General features: G+C 56.2%; 18 protein-coding genes, 1 tRNA gene and 1 pseudogene. 15 read left to right on the top strand and 5 right to left on the bottom strand.

The window, feature by feature from the left end; all coding sequences use genetic code 11:
• The first annotated feature begins 64 nt into the window (after positions 1-64).
• Positions 65-1,072, top strand: a complete 1,008-nt coding sequence (locus tag ACR0NA_RS13395) for a helix-turn-helix domain-containing protein (RefSeq protein WP_480729485.1) — start codon at positions 65-67, stop codon at positions 1,070-1,072.
• A gap of 803 nt (positions 1,073-1,875) precedes the next feature.
• Here the strand turns inward: ACR0NA_RS13395 and ACR0NA_RS13390 are convergent.
• Positions 1,876-3,822: a DUF3604 domain-containing protein gene (locus ACR0NA_RS13390; RefSeq protein ID WP_480729484.1), complete on the bottom strand. Its 1,947-nt coding sequence runs from the start codon at positions 3,820-3,822 to the stop codon at positions 1,876-1,878.
• 253 nt (positions 3,823-4,075) lie between these two features.
• Here ACR0NA_RS13390 and ACR0NA_RS13385 point away from each other — a divergent pair, with 253 nt between their 5' ends.
• Positions 4,076-5,512, top strand: coding sequence for an arylsulfatase (locus ACR0NA_RS13385; RefSeq protein WP_480729483.1), 1,437 nt, complete (start codon positions 4,076-4,078; stop codon positions 5,510-5,512).
• A gap of 105 nt (positions 5,513-5,617) precedes the next feature.
• Here ACR0NA_RS13385 and ACR0NA_RS13380 read toward each other — a convergent pair whose 3' ends face one another.
• Positions 5,618-5,803, bottom strand: a complete 186-nt coding sequence (locus ACR0NA_RS13380; RefSeq protein WP_480729566.1) for a hypothetical protein — start codon at positions 5,801-5,803, stop codon at positions 5,618-5,620.
• The gene (locus ACR0NA_RS13375; protein ID WP_480729482.1) at positions 5,764-5,901 is read right to left on the bottom strand and encodes a metal-sensing transcriptional repressor; all 138 of its coding nucleotides are present in this window, start codon (positions 5,899-5,901) and stop codon (positions 5,764-5,766) included. The genes ACR0NA_RS13380 and ACR0NA_RS13375 overlap by 40 nt, the downstream gene beginning before the upstream one ends.
• Before the next feature lie 174 nt (positions 5,902-6,075).
• On the opposite strand from ACR0NA_RS13375, the gene ACR0NA_RS13370 reads away from it, so the two are divergent.
• Genes ACR0NA_RS13370 through ACR0NA_RS13360 form a run of 3 tightly spaced genes read left to right on the top strand, consistent with a single transcriptional unit; the run spans position 6,076 to position 7,786 of the window.
• Positions 6,076-6,396 carry a hypothetical protein gene (locus ACR0NA_RS13370; protein WP_480729481.1) on the top strand — a complete coding sequence of 107 codons (321 nt, stop codon included), beginning with the start codon at positions 6,076-6,078 and terminating at the stop codon, positions 6,394-6,396.
• Between the two features lie 49 nt (positions 6,397-6,445).
• On the top strand, positions 6,446-7,162 hold the full coding sequence (locus tag ACR0NA_RS13365; RefSeq protein ID WP_480729480.1) for a HupE/UreJ family protein: 717 nt from the start codon (positions 6,446-6,448) through the stop codon (positions 7,160-7,162).
• A 12-nt stretch (positions 7,163-7,174) separates the two neighbouring features.
• Positions 7,175-7,786 carry a transmembrane anchor protein gene (locus tag ACR0NA_RS13360; RefSeq protein WP_480729479.1) on the top strand — a complete coding sequence of 204 codons (612 nt, stop codon included), beginning with the start codon at positions 7,175-7,177 and terminating at the stop codon, positions 7,784-7,786.
• A 127-nt stretch (positions 7,787-7,913) separates the two neighbouring features.
• On the opposite strand, the gene ACR0NA_RS13355 is transcribed toward ACR0NA_RS13360, so the two are convergent.
• Positions 7,914-7,988, bottom strand: a tRNA-Thr gene (locus ACR0NA_RS13355).
• Between the two features lie 82 nt (positions 7,989-8,070).
• Between ACR0NA_RS13355 and ACR0NA_RS13350 the strand changes: the two genes are divergently transcribed.
• From ACR0NA_RS13350 to ACR0NA_RS13310, 9 genes and pseudogenes are all read left to right on the top strand, one after another.
• Complete coding sequence (locus tag ACR0NA_RS13350) at positions 8,071-8,226, top strand: hypothetical protein (protein WP_480729478.1); 156 nt, start codon at positions 8,071-8,073, stop codon at positions 8,224-8,226.
• Positions 8,227-8,232: 6 nt separating this feature from the next.
• Positions 8,233-9,501 carry a UDP-N-acetylglucosamine 1-carboxyvinyltransferase gene (murA, locus tag ACR0NA_RS13345; protein WP_480729477.1) on the top strand — a complete coding sequence of 423 codons (1,269 nt, stop codon included), beginning with the start codon at positions 8,233-8,235 and terminating at the stop codon, positions 9,499-9,501.
• Complete coding sequence (locus ACR0NA_RS13340; protein WP_170654849.1) at positions 9,498-9,974, top strand: DUF2948 family protein; 477 nt, start codon at positions 9,498-9,500, stop codon at positions 9,972-9,974. Before murA ends, ACR0NA_RS13340 begins: the two co-directional genes overlap by 4 nt.
• Positions 9,975-10,472, top strand: a complete 498-nt coding sequence (locus ACR0NA_RS13335) for a GNAT family N-acetyltransferase (protein ID WP_480729476.1) — start codon at positions 9,975-9,977, stop codon at positions 10,470-10,472.
• A gap of 100 nt (positions 10,473-10,572) precedes the next feature.
• On the top strand, positions 10,573-11,874 hold the full coding sequence (gene hisD, locus ACR0NA_RS13330; RefSeq protein WP_480729475.1) for a histidinol dehydrogenase: 1,302 nt from the start codon (positions 10,573-10,575) through the stop codon (positions 11,872-11,874).
• Positions 11,875-11,970: 96 nt separating this feature from the next.
• Positions 11,971-12,453: pseudogene (locus ACR0NA_RS13325) on the top strand (UPF0262 family protein); the annotation flags it as partial.
• 3 nt (positions 12,454-12,456) lie between these two features.
• Positions 12,457-12,915 (top strand): arsenate-mycothiol transferase ArsC, encoded by a 459-nt coding sequence (locus ACR0NA_RS13320; RefSeq protein ID WP_170654841.1) that lies wholly within the window; start codon positions 12,457-12,459, stop codon positions 12,913-12,915.
• Positions 12,912-13,310 (top strand): ketosteroid isomerase-related protein, encoded by a 399-nt coding sequence (locus tag ACR0NA_RS13315; RefSeq protein WP_480729474.1) that lies wholly within the window; start codon positions 12,912-12,914, stop codon positions 13,308-13,310. The genes ACR0NA_RS13320 and ACR0NA_RS13315 overlap by 4 nt, the downstream gene beginning before the upstream one ends.
• A complete protein-coding gene (locus ACR0NA_RS13310) occupies positions 13,303-13,896 on the top strand; it encodes a GNAT family N-acetyltransferase (RefSeq protein ID WP_480729473.1) in 594 nt (197 codons plus the stop codon). Before ACR0NA_RS13315 ends, ACR0NA_RS13310 begins: the two co-directional genes overlap by 8 nt.
• Positions 13,897-14,196: 300 nt before the next feature.
• On the opposite strand, the gene ettA is transcribed toward ACR0NA_RS13310, so the two are convergent.
• Positions 14,197-15,864 carry an energy-dependent translational throttle protein EttA gene (ettA, locus tag ACR0NA_RS13305; RefSeq protein WP_170516801.1) on the bottom strand — a complete coding sequence of 556 codons (1,668 nt, stop codon included), beginning with the start codon at positions 15,862-15,864 and terminating at the stop codon, positions 14,197-14,199.
• A 211-nt stretch (positions 15,865-16,075) separates the two neighbouring features.
• Between ettA and ACR0NA_RS13300 the strand changes: the two genes are divergently transcribed.
• Positions 16,076-16,663 (top strand): hypothetical protein, encoded by a 588-nt coding sequence (locus tag ACR0NA_RS13300; RefSeq protein WP_480729472.1) that lies wholly within the window; start codon positions 16,076-16,078, stop codon positions 16,661-16,663.
• The last annotated feature ends 9 nt before the right edge of the window (positions 16,664-16,672 follow it).

Genomic DNA, 16,672 nt, shown 5'->3' with positions numbered 1-16,672 from the left:
TGAATAATTGAATTTCATTGTGCTACTGCCAGAGCTGGTCGCAGTAAGGGTTAACTGAGGCGCTATGTTACTGTCCAAGAAAATACGTTCAGTGGATCACCTGCCTGATTACACTGGCGTCCAACTCGAAGCGCTCGCTCTCTCTCCACAGGGTCCGAAGCTGAATTGGCGCATGGCCCAACACAATGGTTTTAGCCTTTATTGCGAGGAATATTTTTCGCGTATTCGTTTCCAAGAAGTTCAACACGGCGACACAGTCTTTCTCGGTTTAGTCTTGCCCAATGGCGAACCGGTTCGATTTCAGGGAACTCTATATGAGGATCCGTTTCTTGTGTTCTGGCAAGGGCAAAAGCCAACAGAGTATGACTACGTAGCCGAAGCTGGCACTCAGATATACCTGCTGGAAGTTCCATGGCTACAGGTCGAGAAGCGTGGATGGGCAACGTTTAAAGCACCCATCCGCCTGTCCAGATCCGACGCTCTGAGTGCTTATGCCCAATGCATTGAGAAATGGCTTTGCCACAAACAAACGACCGCGGATGGGACAGATGCTTGGATGTTAAATGACATCCTTGTAAACCTCGAAAACTTGGCAGGTGAACTCCTTTACCGTACCGAACCACAAATGGGCGCCGACAAGGCGAGCTATAGTCAATGGAAGACCGTTGCGGCGGCTGAAGCGTATTTTTCAGAAAACCCGGCTGGCACGAAACTAACCGTTCAAGAACTGTGCCGCGAACTCGGGGTATCGAGGCGGTCACTCTTTTTGGCCTTTGAAAAACAACTTGGTGTTGGCCCAAGCAAGTTTCAATCGATTGTCCAGCTGCATCGACTAAGGTCGCTTCTGCTGGAAAGCACCTATGAGAAAGGTGCCATTTCCACGCTCATCGGCGAAGCCGGTTTTAGCCACCTAGGCCGGACATCAGTTGCCTACCGCCAATTCTTCGGTGAGACACCGATAGAAACGGCAACGCGACCAAAAAACGGTTCATCTAAAGGGGTTTCTTTAGACGAACGTCCGCTTCGGGACCGAACGAAAATTGACGGCACATTTTTTTGGGAGGGTATCTAACCGTACTGTGTAACCAGTTGCCCCCATACCCCCCACGGCAGGTGGCAACCGCTGCGCCTCCGCTGCAAACGCGCTGCTGCTCTTACTGGTTTACATGGTTTAGGTTGGGGCAAAGCACACTTTCAGTATTGCAGTGCTTTGTCGACTGTGAGAGTGATAAGCTACTGGCAACGCAAGACATCTTTCAATGAGGTGTTGGTGGCGGCAGTGGAAAACAGCAACTTGTTGCACGTGCGGATTGGGATAGAGCGCTTCGTTTACACCGAAGATGTCGGGAGTTCGAGTCTCTCATCACCCACCATCCTTTCCCCACAGTGGATCAAGATCTTACGCGGCTAGCACCTTTTGCTGTGCTGCGCACTAAACTGTGTCCGTTGTGCCCCCGCTGCACTCAAACGGAAAAGACGTCTCCAGCGAGGGTGAAAAACACCCAGCACAACTGCGCAGCGATGCTTTTGAGAGGGAGAGCGCGCGGCTTGACTTGAAGGGACGCCAAGGGTTTCTGCAGCTTGGCCTAGACGTAACAACAAGTTCGAGTATCTGGCTGCGGAGGACGACAATTGTACAGGCGGCTTCGAGCCCATAGCTGCCGCTGATCACACTTCAGTCTTTTGCTCATCCAGCAAGTCGCCAACCGCGCGCTGCCGCCTTTTGAGTCGGGCCACGGCAGTTTTTTCGCGTACCGCACTGTCCTAGGTCCAGTTTGAGCCTAAGCGCACGTTCGTATGGATAGAGTATGCCAACCGATATGAGCCGGGGGGTGCAGGACATTAGTGGTGACCAACTTGAGGTTTTTGAAAGCCTCAGCCCTCGGGAGTATACCAAATTGGCGAAGTGTAGGCACGTTCCTGTGTTGACGTAGGCACCTCGGATGGTAGTTCGTCACCAAACCGGACGGCGTCGTAAATTGTCCACCTTGGTGTGGGAATTTCCAAGACGCGAACATAGTAAAAAGCAGGCGTTGAAGGATCGAACTCGGGGTCTGTCCAAAGGGTGATCAGTTCCGGGGACCCTATTGAATTGGTGAACGTTCCCGTTGCAACATCCACGGTGTTCCCCACCGCTGGTAGTTTGCCGTCCGCATCAGGTTCTCGGTCTCCCGACCAAGCCACGTCAAAAACCCGCTCTTCAGTGTCGCCGTTGGCATTCAACCAACCTTTCACAATCTGAATACGGTCGAGATTGCCGGAAAACGGGTCTTTCAGAGCAGCGATAAGGAAAGTTGGGGCGTCCGCGCCCTCAGGAGCTTCTGAGAGGTCCCCACCCATCGGAACGCCTTTTTCATATCCGATTTCGGCGGGCAAACGAGATCTTGCATCTGCTTCCGTAAAATCCCATCCACCAAAGAAGCGAACCACGATGCGACTGCCAGTTGTCCCGTATACTTCTTTCCGTTCCATGGCATCGAATATTGCTTCGCGTGTGTTATCTTTGGCCCAGACAGCTGCGTAGCCAGAGGCTGCCATTTCCCATCCAAGAATTCTTGTAGCTTCAAACTCACCAACAACATGCTGCCAACGACCAGGCTCTGGTTCGACGCCAGAGTGTTTGCCAAAGAAATTGTCTTCTTCCGCCGTTGCCAAAGCCGTATGGCTGTCAGTCGAGCCCACTACCCCGAACTTGTATGGATTGGTGCCTAGCTGAGCCTCCAGCTTGAGGCCGTTTTTCAGAGCCTCGCGTGCATACTCATATTGAAGCATCCAGTTTTCTTTTGGAGTCGGTCCGAGGTTGGATTTATCCCAAGTTTCATAATCTGCGAACTCATCGTTCGGGCTGAGAAACGGATGGGTTTCTCCATCACCCTTGATCTGGGTGATCTCATACATCGGCTCCCATTTCGCGCGCCGTTCTGCGTAGTCTGCTGTCAAAGGCTCACCCGTTTCCGGGTTGGTTTCGACTGGGAACATTAGACCGTTGGAGACGTTACCGTTGTGGGCAAGGGCCAGTACACGACCGCCAGTCTCTAGTTCATATGTTTCCATCCAGTCCCATAACCGCTCCGGATTAAAGGTTTCGGCGGTTGTGAAGGGCAGCATTTGCCGTGCGCGAATGGCATCATCTCGATAGATCACGTTGCGGTGGAGGTTGTTGCCAGCTTCGGTGGATGTCCACTCGTATCCGATAAACGCAGTGAATGCGCCGGGGGCGTTGTGATGATCAGCAGTTTGCGTGAATTCGTCCCATACGGTTTGTACGAACCTACGATCTGAAACAGCCTCGGGAAGAGCGTCTCCGGTGATGCCCGCAAAGGTTTCAATAACTTCCATTGTGGCGCCGAGAGCGACGTCCCCACCGGCGTTGAGGCGTTCGTTCCAGTCTCGAAGCGTTGGGTCACGCATCAGCGTGGAGTTCCCTGCAACAATTTCATTCATGGCGCCCATGGCATCAGAGTGATCGGATACGACAAGCCAATCGAGCGGACGCGACAACTTCACACGGAGGCCATGCGATGTGGTGACTTCCTCACCACGTGCAAACCTATAGGCATCGTCGGGGCTCAGAATGACGCCAAATCCGCGGGCATCGAGCGAATTTGAGGTGTGCAGGTGAGTGTCACCCCACAGCGGGCGTGTAGGAAAGTCTCGACCTGCATAAGGTGAGAATTCAGCAGGCGCGGGTTCACGCATATCATCAACCGATATGGTCATCTCTCCAACTTGCCCACCTTGTGCGGCCTCTTGAGCATTTGAAGCACTTGTTATGAATGCTGCGGAAACTATTGCTGTCGATGCCGTCAGAAAAAACTTCATTTAAACCTCCCAGCCGAACTGAATGCTAGCCAATGGCAACATCTGACGTAGCTGTTCGTCAAGGAAAACAACGGTTTTTCTTAGTTGGGCAAGAGCCACCCATAAAGAGGTTCGACTAATCCCGGACCACAGTTTCGCCCGTAACTTTGACGTTCAGCCTCTTTGATCAAGCTCCGCAACGCGTAGACGTTCTTGACGACCGGTGACTTGGTTCTTCAGTCTTGAGCCCGTGACCTTGATTGGAGGTGTAGTCATGAAGTGGTTTTCGCGCACATTCCTATTGTCCTTTTCTCTTCTATTTTCCACAGCTGTTTCAGCACAAGACAAACCCAACATCGTATTCATATTTCTTGATAATTTTGGCTGGGGTGAACCCGGGTTCAACGGTGGCGGCATTATCCGTGGTACGGCGACTCCCGAGATGGACGCCCTCGCTGCGGAAGGGCTGAGACTCACGAACTTCAACGTGGAAAGCCAGTGCACGCCTTCCCGCGCAGCGACCATGACGGGACGGTACGGTATCCGAAGCGGCAACCATACAGTCCCACTGGGAGGCGGCGTCTACGGTCTGACCCAATGGGAAATCACGATGGCCGAGATGCTAAAGGATGCAGGATACAACACGGCCATGTACGGCAAGTGGCACCTTGGATGGACCGAAGGGCGCTATCCAACGAATCAAGGATTCGACGAGTTTTACGGAGTTGAGACCACCGACGTTACTGTCTGGCGCACGCTTCCGGGATTTGCTGAAGCCAACATGGAAGAGCCTGTTGTGATGCAGGGTGTTGCGGGCGAGCCGGCAACCATCGCACGGGACTACGATCTGGACTATCGCGGCGAGATAGATGGCAATCTGACGAAAAAGGCTATCGACTTCATCGAAGCGAAGAGTGTCGAAGACGCGCCGTTTTTCATCTATCTTGCATATACGCAGACCCACTATCCAAACATCGCGTCCGAGGAGTTCGATGGCGCCACTGGAAACGGCGTCTGGGCCGATATTCTACTTCAGACAGATACATACATCGGGCGCATAGTTGATGCGCTAGAGGCTGCTGGTGTTTCCGACAACACAGTGGTGATCTTTACTGCCGACAACGGCCCCGAAGCTCTTCCAGTTGGAAACGCAAATGTCTCGCCAGTGCCAGCGGTACATGGAACCGCCGGACCTTGGCGCGGTACTCTGTTTACTAGCCTCGAAGGAAGCATGCGCGTGCCTTTTGCGATCAAGTGGCCGGGAAGGATCCCCGAGGGTTCAGAAAGCAACGACGTTGTCCACTCAATGGACCTCTATCCGACACTTGCGGCATTTGCAGGTGGCAAGGTGCCTGATGACAGAGCCTTTGATGGCATCGACCAGTCCAAGTTCTTTCTTGGTGTCCAGCCAAACTCAAACCGAGAAGGCGTGATCGTTTACATGGGAGAGCAGATATTCGGCGTAAAATGGAAAAATTGGAAAGTTCTTTTCAAAGAGAATACGACGGCTTTCGGAGCGACAGAGTCTTTCGATACACCAAGGGTCTACAATCTTCTGAATGATCCACACGAGCGTGAAAGCGTACTTTTCCCTCACACATGGGCGGTCGAAAAGGCGCTGCCTCAATTGCAAGAGCACATTGCAACGTTCGAGGAGCACCCTCCAATCCCACCGGGAACGCCTGATCCCTACGAACCACCCAAAAACTGAGCGGCGGTTTTGTCCGCACAGCGGCTGCTATCAGTACTACACCCACATAGGCAATCATCTTGATCGTACAGTCCGTTTCAAGCATCATGGCGGCCTGATCCCCGGTTAAATCGAAGGCAAACAGGGCAAGTGCAAGGTGGCCAGCCCTGTTCCCCAAAGCGCCACGACTTGCGCCGCGAAAAGGTGGCGAAGGGTGCGGTCTTTCAGATTGTCCAACACTTCAGAGATACCGGGAATGGCGCGCAACTTGTTCAGATCATGGGGACCGACACCGCCCAAACAATGATCCATATGGTCAGTATCAACGTTCGCTTGGCATTGGTTACGGCTTTTTCGACGGCGTGCAGTTGTAGGGCGGCTTCTACGCAAGGTTTGCCATCCTCAATCATCGAGAGAGAGGTCGCAAATGCCTTCGGCGGGTTTAAGCCGGGCTGAGAGTGCGGGATGGCTTGCGTGAATTTGTGGTTTTATCCTATAAGCCAAATAACCCCCGGGGGGGATATAACAAGATCGCAGAGGCACCTGTGAGCGTGAGACCAGTTCAGAGATATACGCAGAATGCGATGACAGCTTTGCTCTGCCTGTCTTTGATCGTTTGGTCGCTTCAGCCAAACTCGGGCCATGCTCCAACAGTAATCGAAACCGTGCAGGAACATTTGCAGATTATTGCCGAGCACGGGCATACCCACGGCTTTGAAGAAGATTTGTTGTGGGCGATGCATGGGCACAGCCATGACGGTGCCGATCATGACCACAGCCAAATGGTTATACCGGAATTGGGCGATGCGCTTTTATTGGCGTCGCTCCCGGATGACTGGGCATTCGACAGGGTGCCAAGCGGCCCCTTCATGAATAACGGTATAGAACGACCTCCGCGCGTGTGACGTCGCCCCGATGGGGGTTTTCGACATCACATATCAACGGAGATCATCCATGAATCTTACCTTTCGGGGTCTGGACAGGCGCGCGACGCTCCTTCTAGCCCTTATCACTACCAGTCTGGCACTGAGCACATCTCAGGTGCTGGCTCATAACGTCACCGAAGGCGACGCAGGCTATATCCAGGAAATCTGGGGCGTGAACATCATCCCGTTCATGTATCTTGGGGCCAAACATATGGTCACAGGTTACGACCATATTCTGTTCCTGCTTGGCGTCGTTTTCTTTCTCTACCGGGCCAAGGACGTCGGCATCTATGTCAGCCTCTTTGCGGTCGGTCACTCGACGACAATGCTGTTGGGAGTGTGGTTCGGCTGGGGCGTAAACGCCTATATCGTCGACGCCATTATTGGACTTTCAGTCGTCTACAAGGCGCTCGACAATCTCGGCGCGTTCCAGCGCTGGCTGGGATTCCAGCCAAATACCAAAGCCGCGACGCTGATTTTTGGTCTGTTTCACGGCATGGGGCTGGCAACCAAAATCCTCGACTATGATATCGCTCCGGAAGGGCTTCTTGCCAATCTGTTGGCGTTCAATGTGGGTGTTGAACTTGGCCAGCTAACGGCCCTTGCGATCATCCTCATCGTCATGGGGTTCTGGCGGAAAAGCCCATACTTCTTCCAGCAAGCTTACAACGTAAACGTCATCATGATGACCCTCGGGTTCATCCTGATGGGCTATCAAATCACCGGCTATATTATTGCCGCGTAAAGGAATTCAGTCATGTTCAATACACAAAGACCTAGTCTTGAGGAACTTCCAAGCTCGGCACAGCTTATCCGATCGACCATCGTTGCGGGGGCGTCCGCTGCTGTGATCCTCGTCACGGTGGTTCTACCGGCCGAATACGGGATTGACCCGACTGGCGTCGGCCGTGTGCTGGGGCTGCAAGAGATGGGCGAAATCAAAACGCAGCTTGCAGACGAGGCAGAAGCCGACCGGGAACTTGAAAGTCAGGATCAGTCGAGCTTACTGAATGACGTCTTCGGCCTCTTTGTCGGTACAGCTCACGCGCAAGAGGCCGAAGTTTGGCAGGATGAAACCAGCTTTACTCTCACACCTGGAGAGTCGGCTGAGTGGAAGCTGGTTATGGAAGAAGGCGCGACGGCTGAATATCGCATGGTCGTGACCGGCGGTCGGGTGAACTTCGACCTACATGGCCACGGCGGCGGGCAGTCGATTACCTATGAAAAGGGGCGCGGCTCGACCGGTGCTGAAGGAACCATTGAAGCGGCCTTTGCCGGTGAGCACGGTTGGTTTTGGCGCAACCGCGACTCCGGCGATGTATCCGTGATGGTACAAGTCCGCGGCAGCTACGGCCAAATCGTCGAATAAGCAAAACCGGACGCCGCACAGATATCTTGTGCGGCGGCTCTTTTGCGCTGTCCCGGTGCTGCCCGAATGAGAAAGCGATCCAGCATACAGAGAAGAGTTTTTCCACGATATTTGTTATTAGGAGATCTGGTGCTGCTGGAGAGAATTGAACTCTCGACCTCTCCCTTACCAAGGGAGTGCTCTACCTCTGAGCTACAGCAGCGCTGTGGCGGGTGATTAGACTCAATCGAAACGCGGCGCAAGGGTGTCTGGACGGTTTTTTTCCCCTCCTGTAGAGAAAGGCCATGGCAGACAAAAGTTCACCAAAAAAACACGGTAAATCCGACAATGCCCGCGAGGATCGCCTGAAGACCGCTCTCAAGGCCAACCTTGCAAGGCGCAAGGCGCAGGCAAAGGCGCGGGCCACGCAGGACGATAAGCCGGGTCAGGACGAGGGATAAGAGCAGATGGATTCGATTCTGGTAACGGGCAACGGGCCGCTTCACGGCCAGATTCCGATTGCGGGGGCCAAAAATGCGTGCCTCACGTTGATGCCTGCGACTTTGCTGAGCGAAGAACCGCTTACGCTGACCAATGCTCCGCGCCTCAGCGACATCAAGACGATGACGCTGTTGCTGCAATCACTGGGGGCTGAGGTGTCGTCGCTGCAGGACGGTCAGGTGCTGGCGATGTCCAGCCATGACCTGACCAGCCATACCGCCGATTACGAGATCGTGCGCAAGATGCGCGCGTCCAACCTTGTGCTGGGGCCGCTGTTGGCGCGGTTCGGTCAGGCTGTTGTGTCCCTGCCCGGCGGATGCGCAATCGGCGCCCGACCAATGGACCTGCATGTCGAAGCGCTTGAGGCGTTGGGCGCCGAAATCGAGCTGAAGGACGGGTACCTGCACGCGCAGGCGCCGGGTGGTCTGAAAGGCGCTGTGCATGAGATGCGTTTTGCCTCGGTCGGGGCGACGGAAAACATGGTCATGGCAGCCACTCTGGCCAAGGGAACCACAGTGCTGAAAAATGCCGCGCGCGAGCCCGAGATCGTCGATCTGGTCGAGTGTCTGCGCCAGATGGGTGCGCAGATCGAAGGCGAAGGAACGTCGACTATCGAAATTCAAGGGGTCGACCGGCTGCATGGCGCAACGCATCAGGTGGTTACAGACCGGATCGAGCTGGGCACTTATATGCTGGCCCCGGCCATCTGCGGTGGCGAGGTTGAGCTGCTGGGTGGACGCAAAAAGCTGGTAGGTTCCTTCGTTGAGAAACTGGAGGCAGCGGGCATCAGCGTGGAAGAAACCGAAAACGGTCTGATGGTCGCCCGCAAGAATGGCCGCGTTCGGGCGGTGGATGTCACAACCGAACCCTTCCCGGGCTTCCCGACCGACCTGCAGGCGCAGATGATGGCCCTGATGTGCACCGCCGAAGGCTCCTCGGTGCTTGAGGAGCGCATCTTTGAGAACCGCTTCATGCATGCGCCCGAACTGATGCGGATGGGCGCCCAGATCGAAGTTCACGGCGGCACGGCAACCGTTACAGGTGTCGAGGGGCTGAAAGGCGCGCCGGTCATGGCGACGGATTTGCGCGCGTCTGTCTCGCTGATTCTGGCCGGGCTGGCGGCAGAGGGTGAAACAACGGTCAGCCGGGTCTATCATCTGGATCGCGGTTATGAACACGTGGTGCGCAAGCTGGAAGGCGTGGGTGCAAAGATCGAACGGATCAAGGGACAATGACGGACGCAACCTTTGAAGACGGGCGCGAGGCCCCACTGAACCTTGGCGCGGAGGATGCGAATGACCTGCAGGTTATTTCGACCCTCACGCAGGATGCCATTTTCCCGGTGACCGAGATGTCATGGCGCCCGTCCGAGCGGCGCTTTGCCCTGCTGCTCAACCGGTTTCGGTGGGAAGACAAGGATGCCGCGTCGCGCCGGGGCCGGGCGTATGAACGTGTGCAGTCCGTGCTGGTCTTCGACAATGTTCTGTCAGTTGCCAGTCAGGGTATAGACCGCAAGGACAAGGACGTGATCCTGTCGCTGTTGTCGGTCGATTTCGAAGCCGCAGAGGATGGAGCCGGCCAGATTCTGCTTACCCTTGCGGGCGACGGCGCGGTGCGGCTAGCGGTCGAAGCCGTAGAAGCAACCCTCAGGGACGTCACTCGCCCTTACCGGGCGCCATCGGGACACGCCCCGAACCACCCGGAATAGGTGCAGAACAAGCGCGGCATATCGCAGGCGTTTTCTTCCACGCCGGGGATCGAGTTGCGAAAGGCGACTGTCTTCGACGCCTTCGACATGAGTCGTATTCTGATCCAATCCATCACCCGCCTATGTGCGGCGGATCATGAAGGCGATCCAGAAGAAATCGCGCGCTGGACGTCGAACAAGACGCCATTGGACATGCTGAACTGGATCAGGGGCGATCACAGGCTATGGCTTGCCGTACTGCGCGGGGTGCCTGCGGGCGTCGGGGCCATTTCTCCCGAAGGGGAGATTTCCGTTCTTTACGTCTCACCCGTAAGCATCGGTAAAGGGGTGGGTTCTGCTTTGCTGTCCGGACTTGAGGAAGAGCTGAAGCGGTCCGGTCATGCGGTCGCGGCGCTCAACAGCACAAAAACCGCGCAGGAATTCTATCTGAACCGGGGATGGCAACCCGATGGTTCGCCAGAGGCCCCTACCGAAAACAGAATGATCAAGCCGCTGTAAGATCACGCTGCCCTGCGCAAATCGCTGCACCCCCGGGGTGAAGGCTTGAGGACACTCTTGTCGGGCGATATGTCCCGGACAAACGTCAGAGGACCCGATCATGCCCGTCTTTCTCGATTCCACATCCCCCGACTTCGAATCTGCGTTTTCGGCCCTGCTCGGCGCCAAGCGTGAAGACAGCCCGGATGTGGATGCCGTGGTCGCGCAGATCATCGACGACGTGCGCACACGCGGCGATGCTGCCGTCATCGAACTGACGGCCAAGTTTGACCGGCTGGAACTGACATCGGATACGCTGGCCTTCGGCGATGCGGAAATCGCTCAGGCGGTGAACTCGGTCTCCTCCGATGACCGCGCAGCGCTGGAACTGGCCGCCGAGCGTATTCGGGCCTATCACGAACGGCAGTTGCCGCAGGATCAGGAATGGACAGACGCAACCGGGGCCACTCTGGGCTGGCGCTGGTCGGCGGTTTCGGCAGCCGGGCTTTATGTGCCGGGTGGTCTGGCCTCTTACCCGTCTTCGGTGCTGATGAATGCGATCCCGGCCAAGGTGGCAGGAGTGGAGCGGTTGGCGATTGTGGTGCCGACACCTGACGGACAGGTGAACCCGCTGGTCCTGCTGGCCGCGCAACTGTCCGGCGTGGATGAGATTTACCGCATCGGCGGTGCGCAAGCCGTTGCGGCCCTGGCCTATGGCACCGAAACGATCCGACCGGTGGACAAGATCACCGGCCCCGGCAACGCCTTTGTTGCCGCAGCCAAGCGGCGGGTGTTCGGCAAGGTTGGCATCGACATGATCGCGGGGCCGTCGGAAATTCTGGTCATTGCCGACAAGGACAACGATCCCGATTGGATTGCATTGGACTTGCTCAGCCAGGCCGAGCACGACGAAAGCGCGCAGTCGATCCTGATCACTGATGATGCCGCCTTTGGACAGGCCGTCTCGCAGGCCGTGGACAAACGTTTGGAAACCCTCGAGCGGCGCGCCATCGCGGGGCCAAGCTGGCGTGACTTCGGCGCAGTGATCACCGTTCCTGATCTGGATACAGCCGCCACCCTGTCCAACCGCATCGCGCCCGAACATCTGGAGCTTTGCGTCGCCGACCCGGTCGCACTCAGCGCCAAAACCATTCATGCAGGCGCGATCTTTCTGGGCCAATACACCCCCGAAGCTATCGGCGATTACGTCGGTGGGCCGAACCACGTGCTGCCCACTGCCCGCTCGGCGCGCTTTTCGTCCGGCCTCAGCGTGATGGATTTCCTAAAACGCACGACGCTCAGCCGGATGACACCCGAGGCTTTGCGCGCCATCGGCCCGTCAGCTGAGCGATTGGCGCAATCGGAAAGCCTTGAGGCACATGGGCTTTCCGTGCGCGCCCGGCTGGACCGCCTGAACGGTTGATTTGACGCATCAGTCCGGCAAATGTGCCGGTTCCGTGCGTTGCCGATCGAATTTCGTTGATATAGGTCTGTCCCGACCCGAAAGGACCGTGATCAAAAGATGACCCGGATATCGCATATTGAACTGGATGACCGTAACCTGCCTCCGCCAACACCGGAGATCGAGCAGGAGCGCAAGGTCGCCATCTTCGACCTGCTCGAGGAGAACTCGTTCTCCCTGCCCAGTCGCGATGACCGGGTGGTGCCGGACGGTCCCTATCACGTGCAGCTTTCCATCCGCGAAAAGCGGCTGGTTTTTGATATCGAAACCGAAGACAGCCAGAAAGCGGCCGAGTTCCATCTGTCGCTTGGTCCGTTCAGGCAGGTGGTCAAGGACTATTTCCAGATTTGCGAAAGCTATTTCAACGCCGTGAAAACGCTGCCGCCCAGTCAGATCGAAACCATCGACATGGCCCGGCGCGGCATTCACAACGAAGGCAGCCGCGTCCTGCAGGAGCGGCTTGAGGGAAAGGCCGATATCGACACCGACACCGCCCGCCGCCTTTTCACGCTGATCTGCGTGCTGCATTTCGGAGGCTAACGCGTGCAGCCGCTTCCGCACTCGGTACTGTTCTGTTGCGACCACAACTCGGTCCGTTCGCCGATGGCCGAAGGCATCATGAAAAAGTTCTACGGAACTGGGACCTATGTTCAGTCGGCGGGTGTGCATAACGATCTCGAAATCGACGGATTCTGCATCGCCGTCTGTCAGGAGATCAATGTCGAACTTTCGCGCCACCGCTCGCGTTCTTTCGACGAGATGGAACAGTGGGGCGATGACCTCAGTTCCTTCGACCTGATCATCGCGCTGTCCCCGGCAAGTCAGCGAAAGGCGCTGGAACTTACGCGGTTTTTTCACCTCGATGTCGAATATTGGCCAATAATGGACCCTACCGGACTGGGCGAGGCGCGGGAACAGAAGTTACATCACTACAGACAAACCCGCGATCAGATCATCCAGCACCTCACGGACCGCTGGGGAGAACCCAGAGAGATATCATGAACCAGACCATCCAGAACTATTTCGAAGCCTTCAATGCCGGTGACGTTGACGGAATGCTGGCCTGCCTGTCCGATGACATTGCCCATCACGTGAACGAAGGCCAGATTCGCGTCGGCAAGGAACAGTTCTCTGAATTCTGCGCCCACATGAACCGCTGCTACAAAGAGCTTCTGACCGACATGGTCATATTCGAAGCTCAGGAAGGCACTCGCGCGGCGGCGGAATTCATCGTGAACGGCACCTATCTGGAAACCGATGCGGGCCTGCCCGAAGCGAACGGCCAGACCTACCGCCTGCCTGCCGGATCATTCTTTGACCTGAAGGATGGCAAGATCACCCGCGTGACCACGTTCTACAATCTGGCGGATTGGGTAAAGCAGGTCTCGAATGGCTAAGGTTACCGAGGTTCGCGCCCTGACCGGACCCGCGCTGGAAAACGCGCTGGACGATGTGGCGCGCCTTCGGATCGAGGTATTTCGCGCCTGGCCGTATCTCTATGATGGCGATCTGGACTACGAACGCAGCTACCTGCAATCCTACCGCGACAGCGCGGGCGCGCTTGTTGTTGGCGCCTTTGATGGCGACACTCTGATCGGTGCCTCGACCGGCGCCCCCCTTGTCGATCACGCCGACGACTTCGCGGCAGCATTCGAGGGGACGGGACTGGACCTGAGCGATATATTCTATTGCGCCGAATCCGTCCTACTACCTGCCTATCGAGGCCGGGGCGTCGGGCATAAGTTCTTTGACCTGCGCGAGGCCCACGCCCGCAGTCTGGGTTTTCCAAAATGCGCCTTCTGCGGCGTCCAGCGCCCCGCCGACCACCCCATGCGCCCGGACAACTATCGTCCGCTCGATGCGTTCTGGCGCGCGCGGGGGTACGAACCGCTGCCCGGAGCCATCGCTCAGTTCTCGTGGAAGGATTTGGGCGAAGATGAGGAAACGCTGAAGCCGTTGCAGTTCTGGATACGGGATTTATAGCCCTGCTCACTGATTTTGGGCGTTAGCGACCCGAAATCTGACAAGGATGCAGGATATTATCGACGTTGCCGGGGGATTTAGTCGCGCGGCAGCAGACCTATCCCAAGGCCGAGCTCATCCCCGTAGTGGAAGACCGCATCTCTAGTTGCTGGACCAGAGACTACCGGGTCGAGGCTCTCCTAAAAGAACCTTACTTTTGGCTTCCTCGTTGCCCGCTCTACAGGCGTAAGACAGGGTAAACCACAGCACCCCTAGGAAAATTGGATTGAGGGTGGCCGGACACCACCCTCAAATACCTTTCTATCGCGCAAATTTCTTATGCTTCAACCGTTTGGGTTCCAGCGCATCCGGTCCCAGGCGGCGCTTCTTGTCTTCTTCATAGTCCTCGAAGTTGCCCTCGAACCATTCCACATGCGCATCCCCCTCAAAGGCCAGAATATGCGTGCAGATGCGGTCGAGGAAGAAGCGGTCGTGCGAGATGACCACGGCGCAGCCAGCGAAATCGACCAGAGCATCTTCCAGCGCGCGCAGGGTCTCGACGTCCAAATCGTTGGTCGGTTCGTCGAGCAGCAGGACGTTGCCGCCCTCTTTCAACAGGCGGGCCATGTGGACGCGGTTACGCTCACCACCTGACAGCAGCGAGACCTTCTTCTGCTGGTCGCCGCCCTTGAAGTTGAAGGACGAACAATAGGCGCGGGAATTGACCTGCGCGTCACCCAGCTGGATTATCTCGGCGCCGCCGGTGATCGCTTCCCACACGGTGTCGTTGTCTTTCAGGTCGTCGCGGGACTGGTCGACATAAGACAGCTCAACCGTGTCGCCCAGCGTGATGGTGCCGCTGTCGGGCTGTTCCTGGCCGGTCAGCATCTTGAACAGGGTCGATTTACCGGCACCGTTGGGGCCGATGACGCCGACGATGCCGCCGGGGGGCAGAGCAAAGTCCAAGCCTTCGATCAGTTGCTTGTCGCCCATGTGTTTCGACAGGCCCTCAACCTCGATCACCTTGCCGCCAAGGCGCTGGCCGTTGGGAATGACGATCTGGGCACGGGTCAGCTTTTCACGTTCGGACTGTTCGGCCAGCTCGTTATAAGCGTTGATCCGGGCCTTGGATTTGGCCTGACGGGCCTTCTGACCCTGGCGCATCCATTCCAGTTCGCGCTGCAGGGTTTTCTGCTTGGACTTGTCCTCACGCGCTTCCTGCTCGAGCCGTTTGGCTTTTTGCTCCAGCCATGCTGAGTAGTTGCCTTCGTAGGGGATGCCACGACCACGGTCGAGTTCGAGGATCCAGCCCGTGATGTCATCCAGGAAGTAACGGTCGTGGGTGACGATCAGGATAGTGCCCTTGTAGTCGATCAGGTGCTGTTGCAGCCAGGCGATGGTCTCGGCGTCCAGGTGGTTGGTCGGTTCGTCGAGCAGAAGCATGTCGGGTGCTTCGAGCAGTAGTTTGCAGAGGGCCACGCGGCGTTTCTCACCACCTGAGAGGTTGGCGATGTTGGCATCGTCCGGCGGGCAGCGCAGCGCCTCCATCGAGACGTCGATCTGGCTGTCGAGGTCCCACAGGTTTTCCGCATCAATCGCGTCCTGCAGGGTGGTCATTTCCTCCATCAGCTCGTCCGAGTAGTTCTCGGCGATCTCCATGGCAATCTCGTTGAACCGATCGACCTTGGCCTTTTTCGCGGCAACGCCCAGCATGACGTTTTCGCGGACTGAAAGCGATTCATCCAGCTGGGGCTCCTGCGGCAGATAGCCGACCTTGGCGCCTTCGGCGGCCCAGGCCTCACCCGAGAAATCGGTGTCGAGGCCCGCCATGATCTTCATCAGCGTCGATTTACCTGCGCCGTTGACGCCGACAACACCGATTTTCACGCCCGGCAAAAAGCTCAGGTGGATGTTTTCAAAGCACTTCTTGCCACCGGGATAAGTCTTTGAGACACCCTGCATGTGGTAGACATATTGATAGGCGGCCATGTCGCGTCCTCTGGGTCGGGGAAATCAGGTTGGGCGGTGTGATAACGGATGGTTTGGGTGGGGGCAATCATGAACCACAGGGTCGCATGTGGTGTCCGAGCAATCTGCAAGAACGTCATTCGTGCGACTGATACCAACGGAAATTCCGGACCTTAGGCATTTCCTCGGCAACGCATCATGTATACACACAACCCAAACGGGAGAATTGCAGATGAAGATGAACAGAGTAGCGATAATCCGAGCTGCTTTCTTCCTAGGTTTCGGGATGATCAGTTCAATTGCGGCCCGTGCCGAATTTTCGCCGGATTGCAAAACACACCAAGATGCGACTTATTGTTCAACATATAACGTGACAATGGAGCTCGCATCTCAAATAGAAACCAGTGAAGATGCTTCGACAGGTATATTATTGTTGGTCAAGGTTTTGAGAGAGGCAGATTACGACATTAGATATTTTGCTACGTTCAAGCTAATTCTCTCAATTGCAAATATCGAGGAAGGCTTTTCGCAGACAGAAGACTACCGGCAACTCAAAAATTCATTAATTTACCAAATGCTTAGATATCAATCTCTGACCGGCGATGAGGCGAGACCTCAGGTATATCTTACCTACTTACATGATTTTATCGAACCAGCCGTGAAATTGCCCAAGAGCGCAAATTATCCCAAGTTAAGCTGGCCGCAACCCTCAGAGAAATCAAATCTTCTCATCAGGTGTGTTGTCGAAAACGACGTCCCGTTCTTGTCGTTGGAAGAACTTGAAGCATCCGCGGCATTCAGTACGTGTATGAACGGGTGAGCAGGAGGT

Source organism: Ruegeria sp. C11, from assembly GCF_056537725.1.
This window is presented reverse-complemented; position numbering and strand designations above follow the sequence as displayed.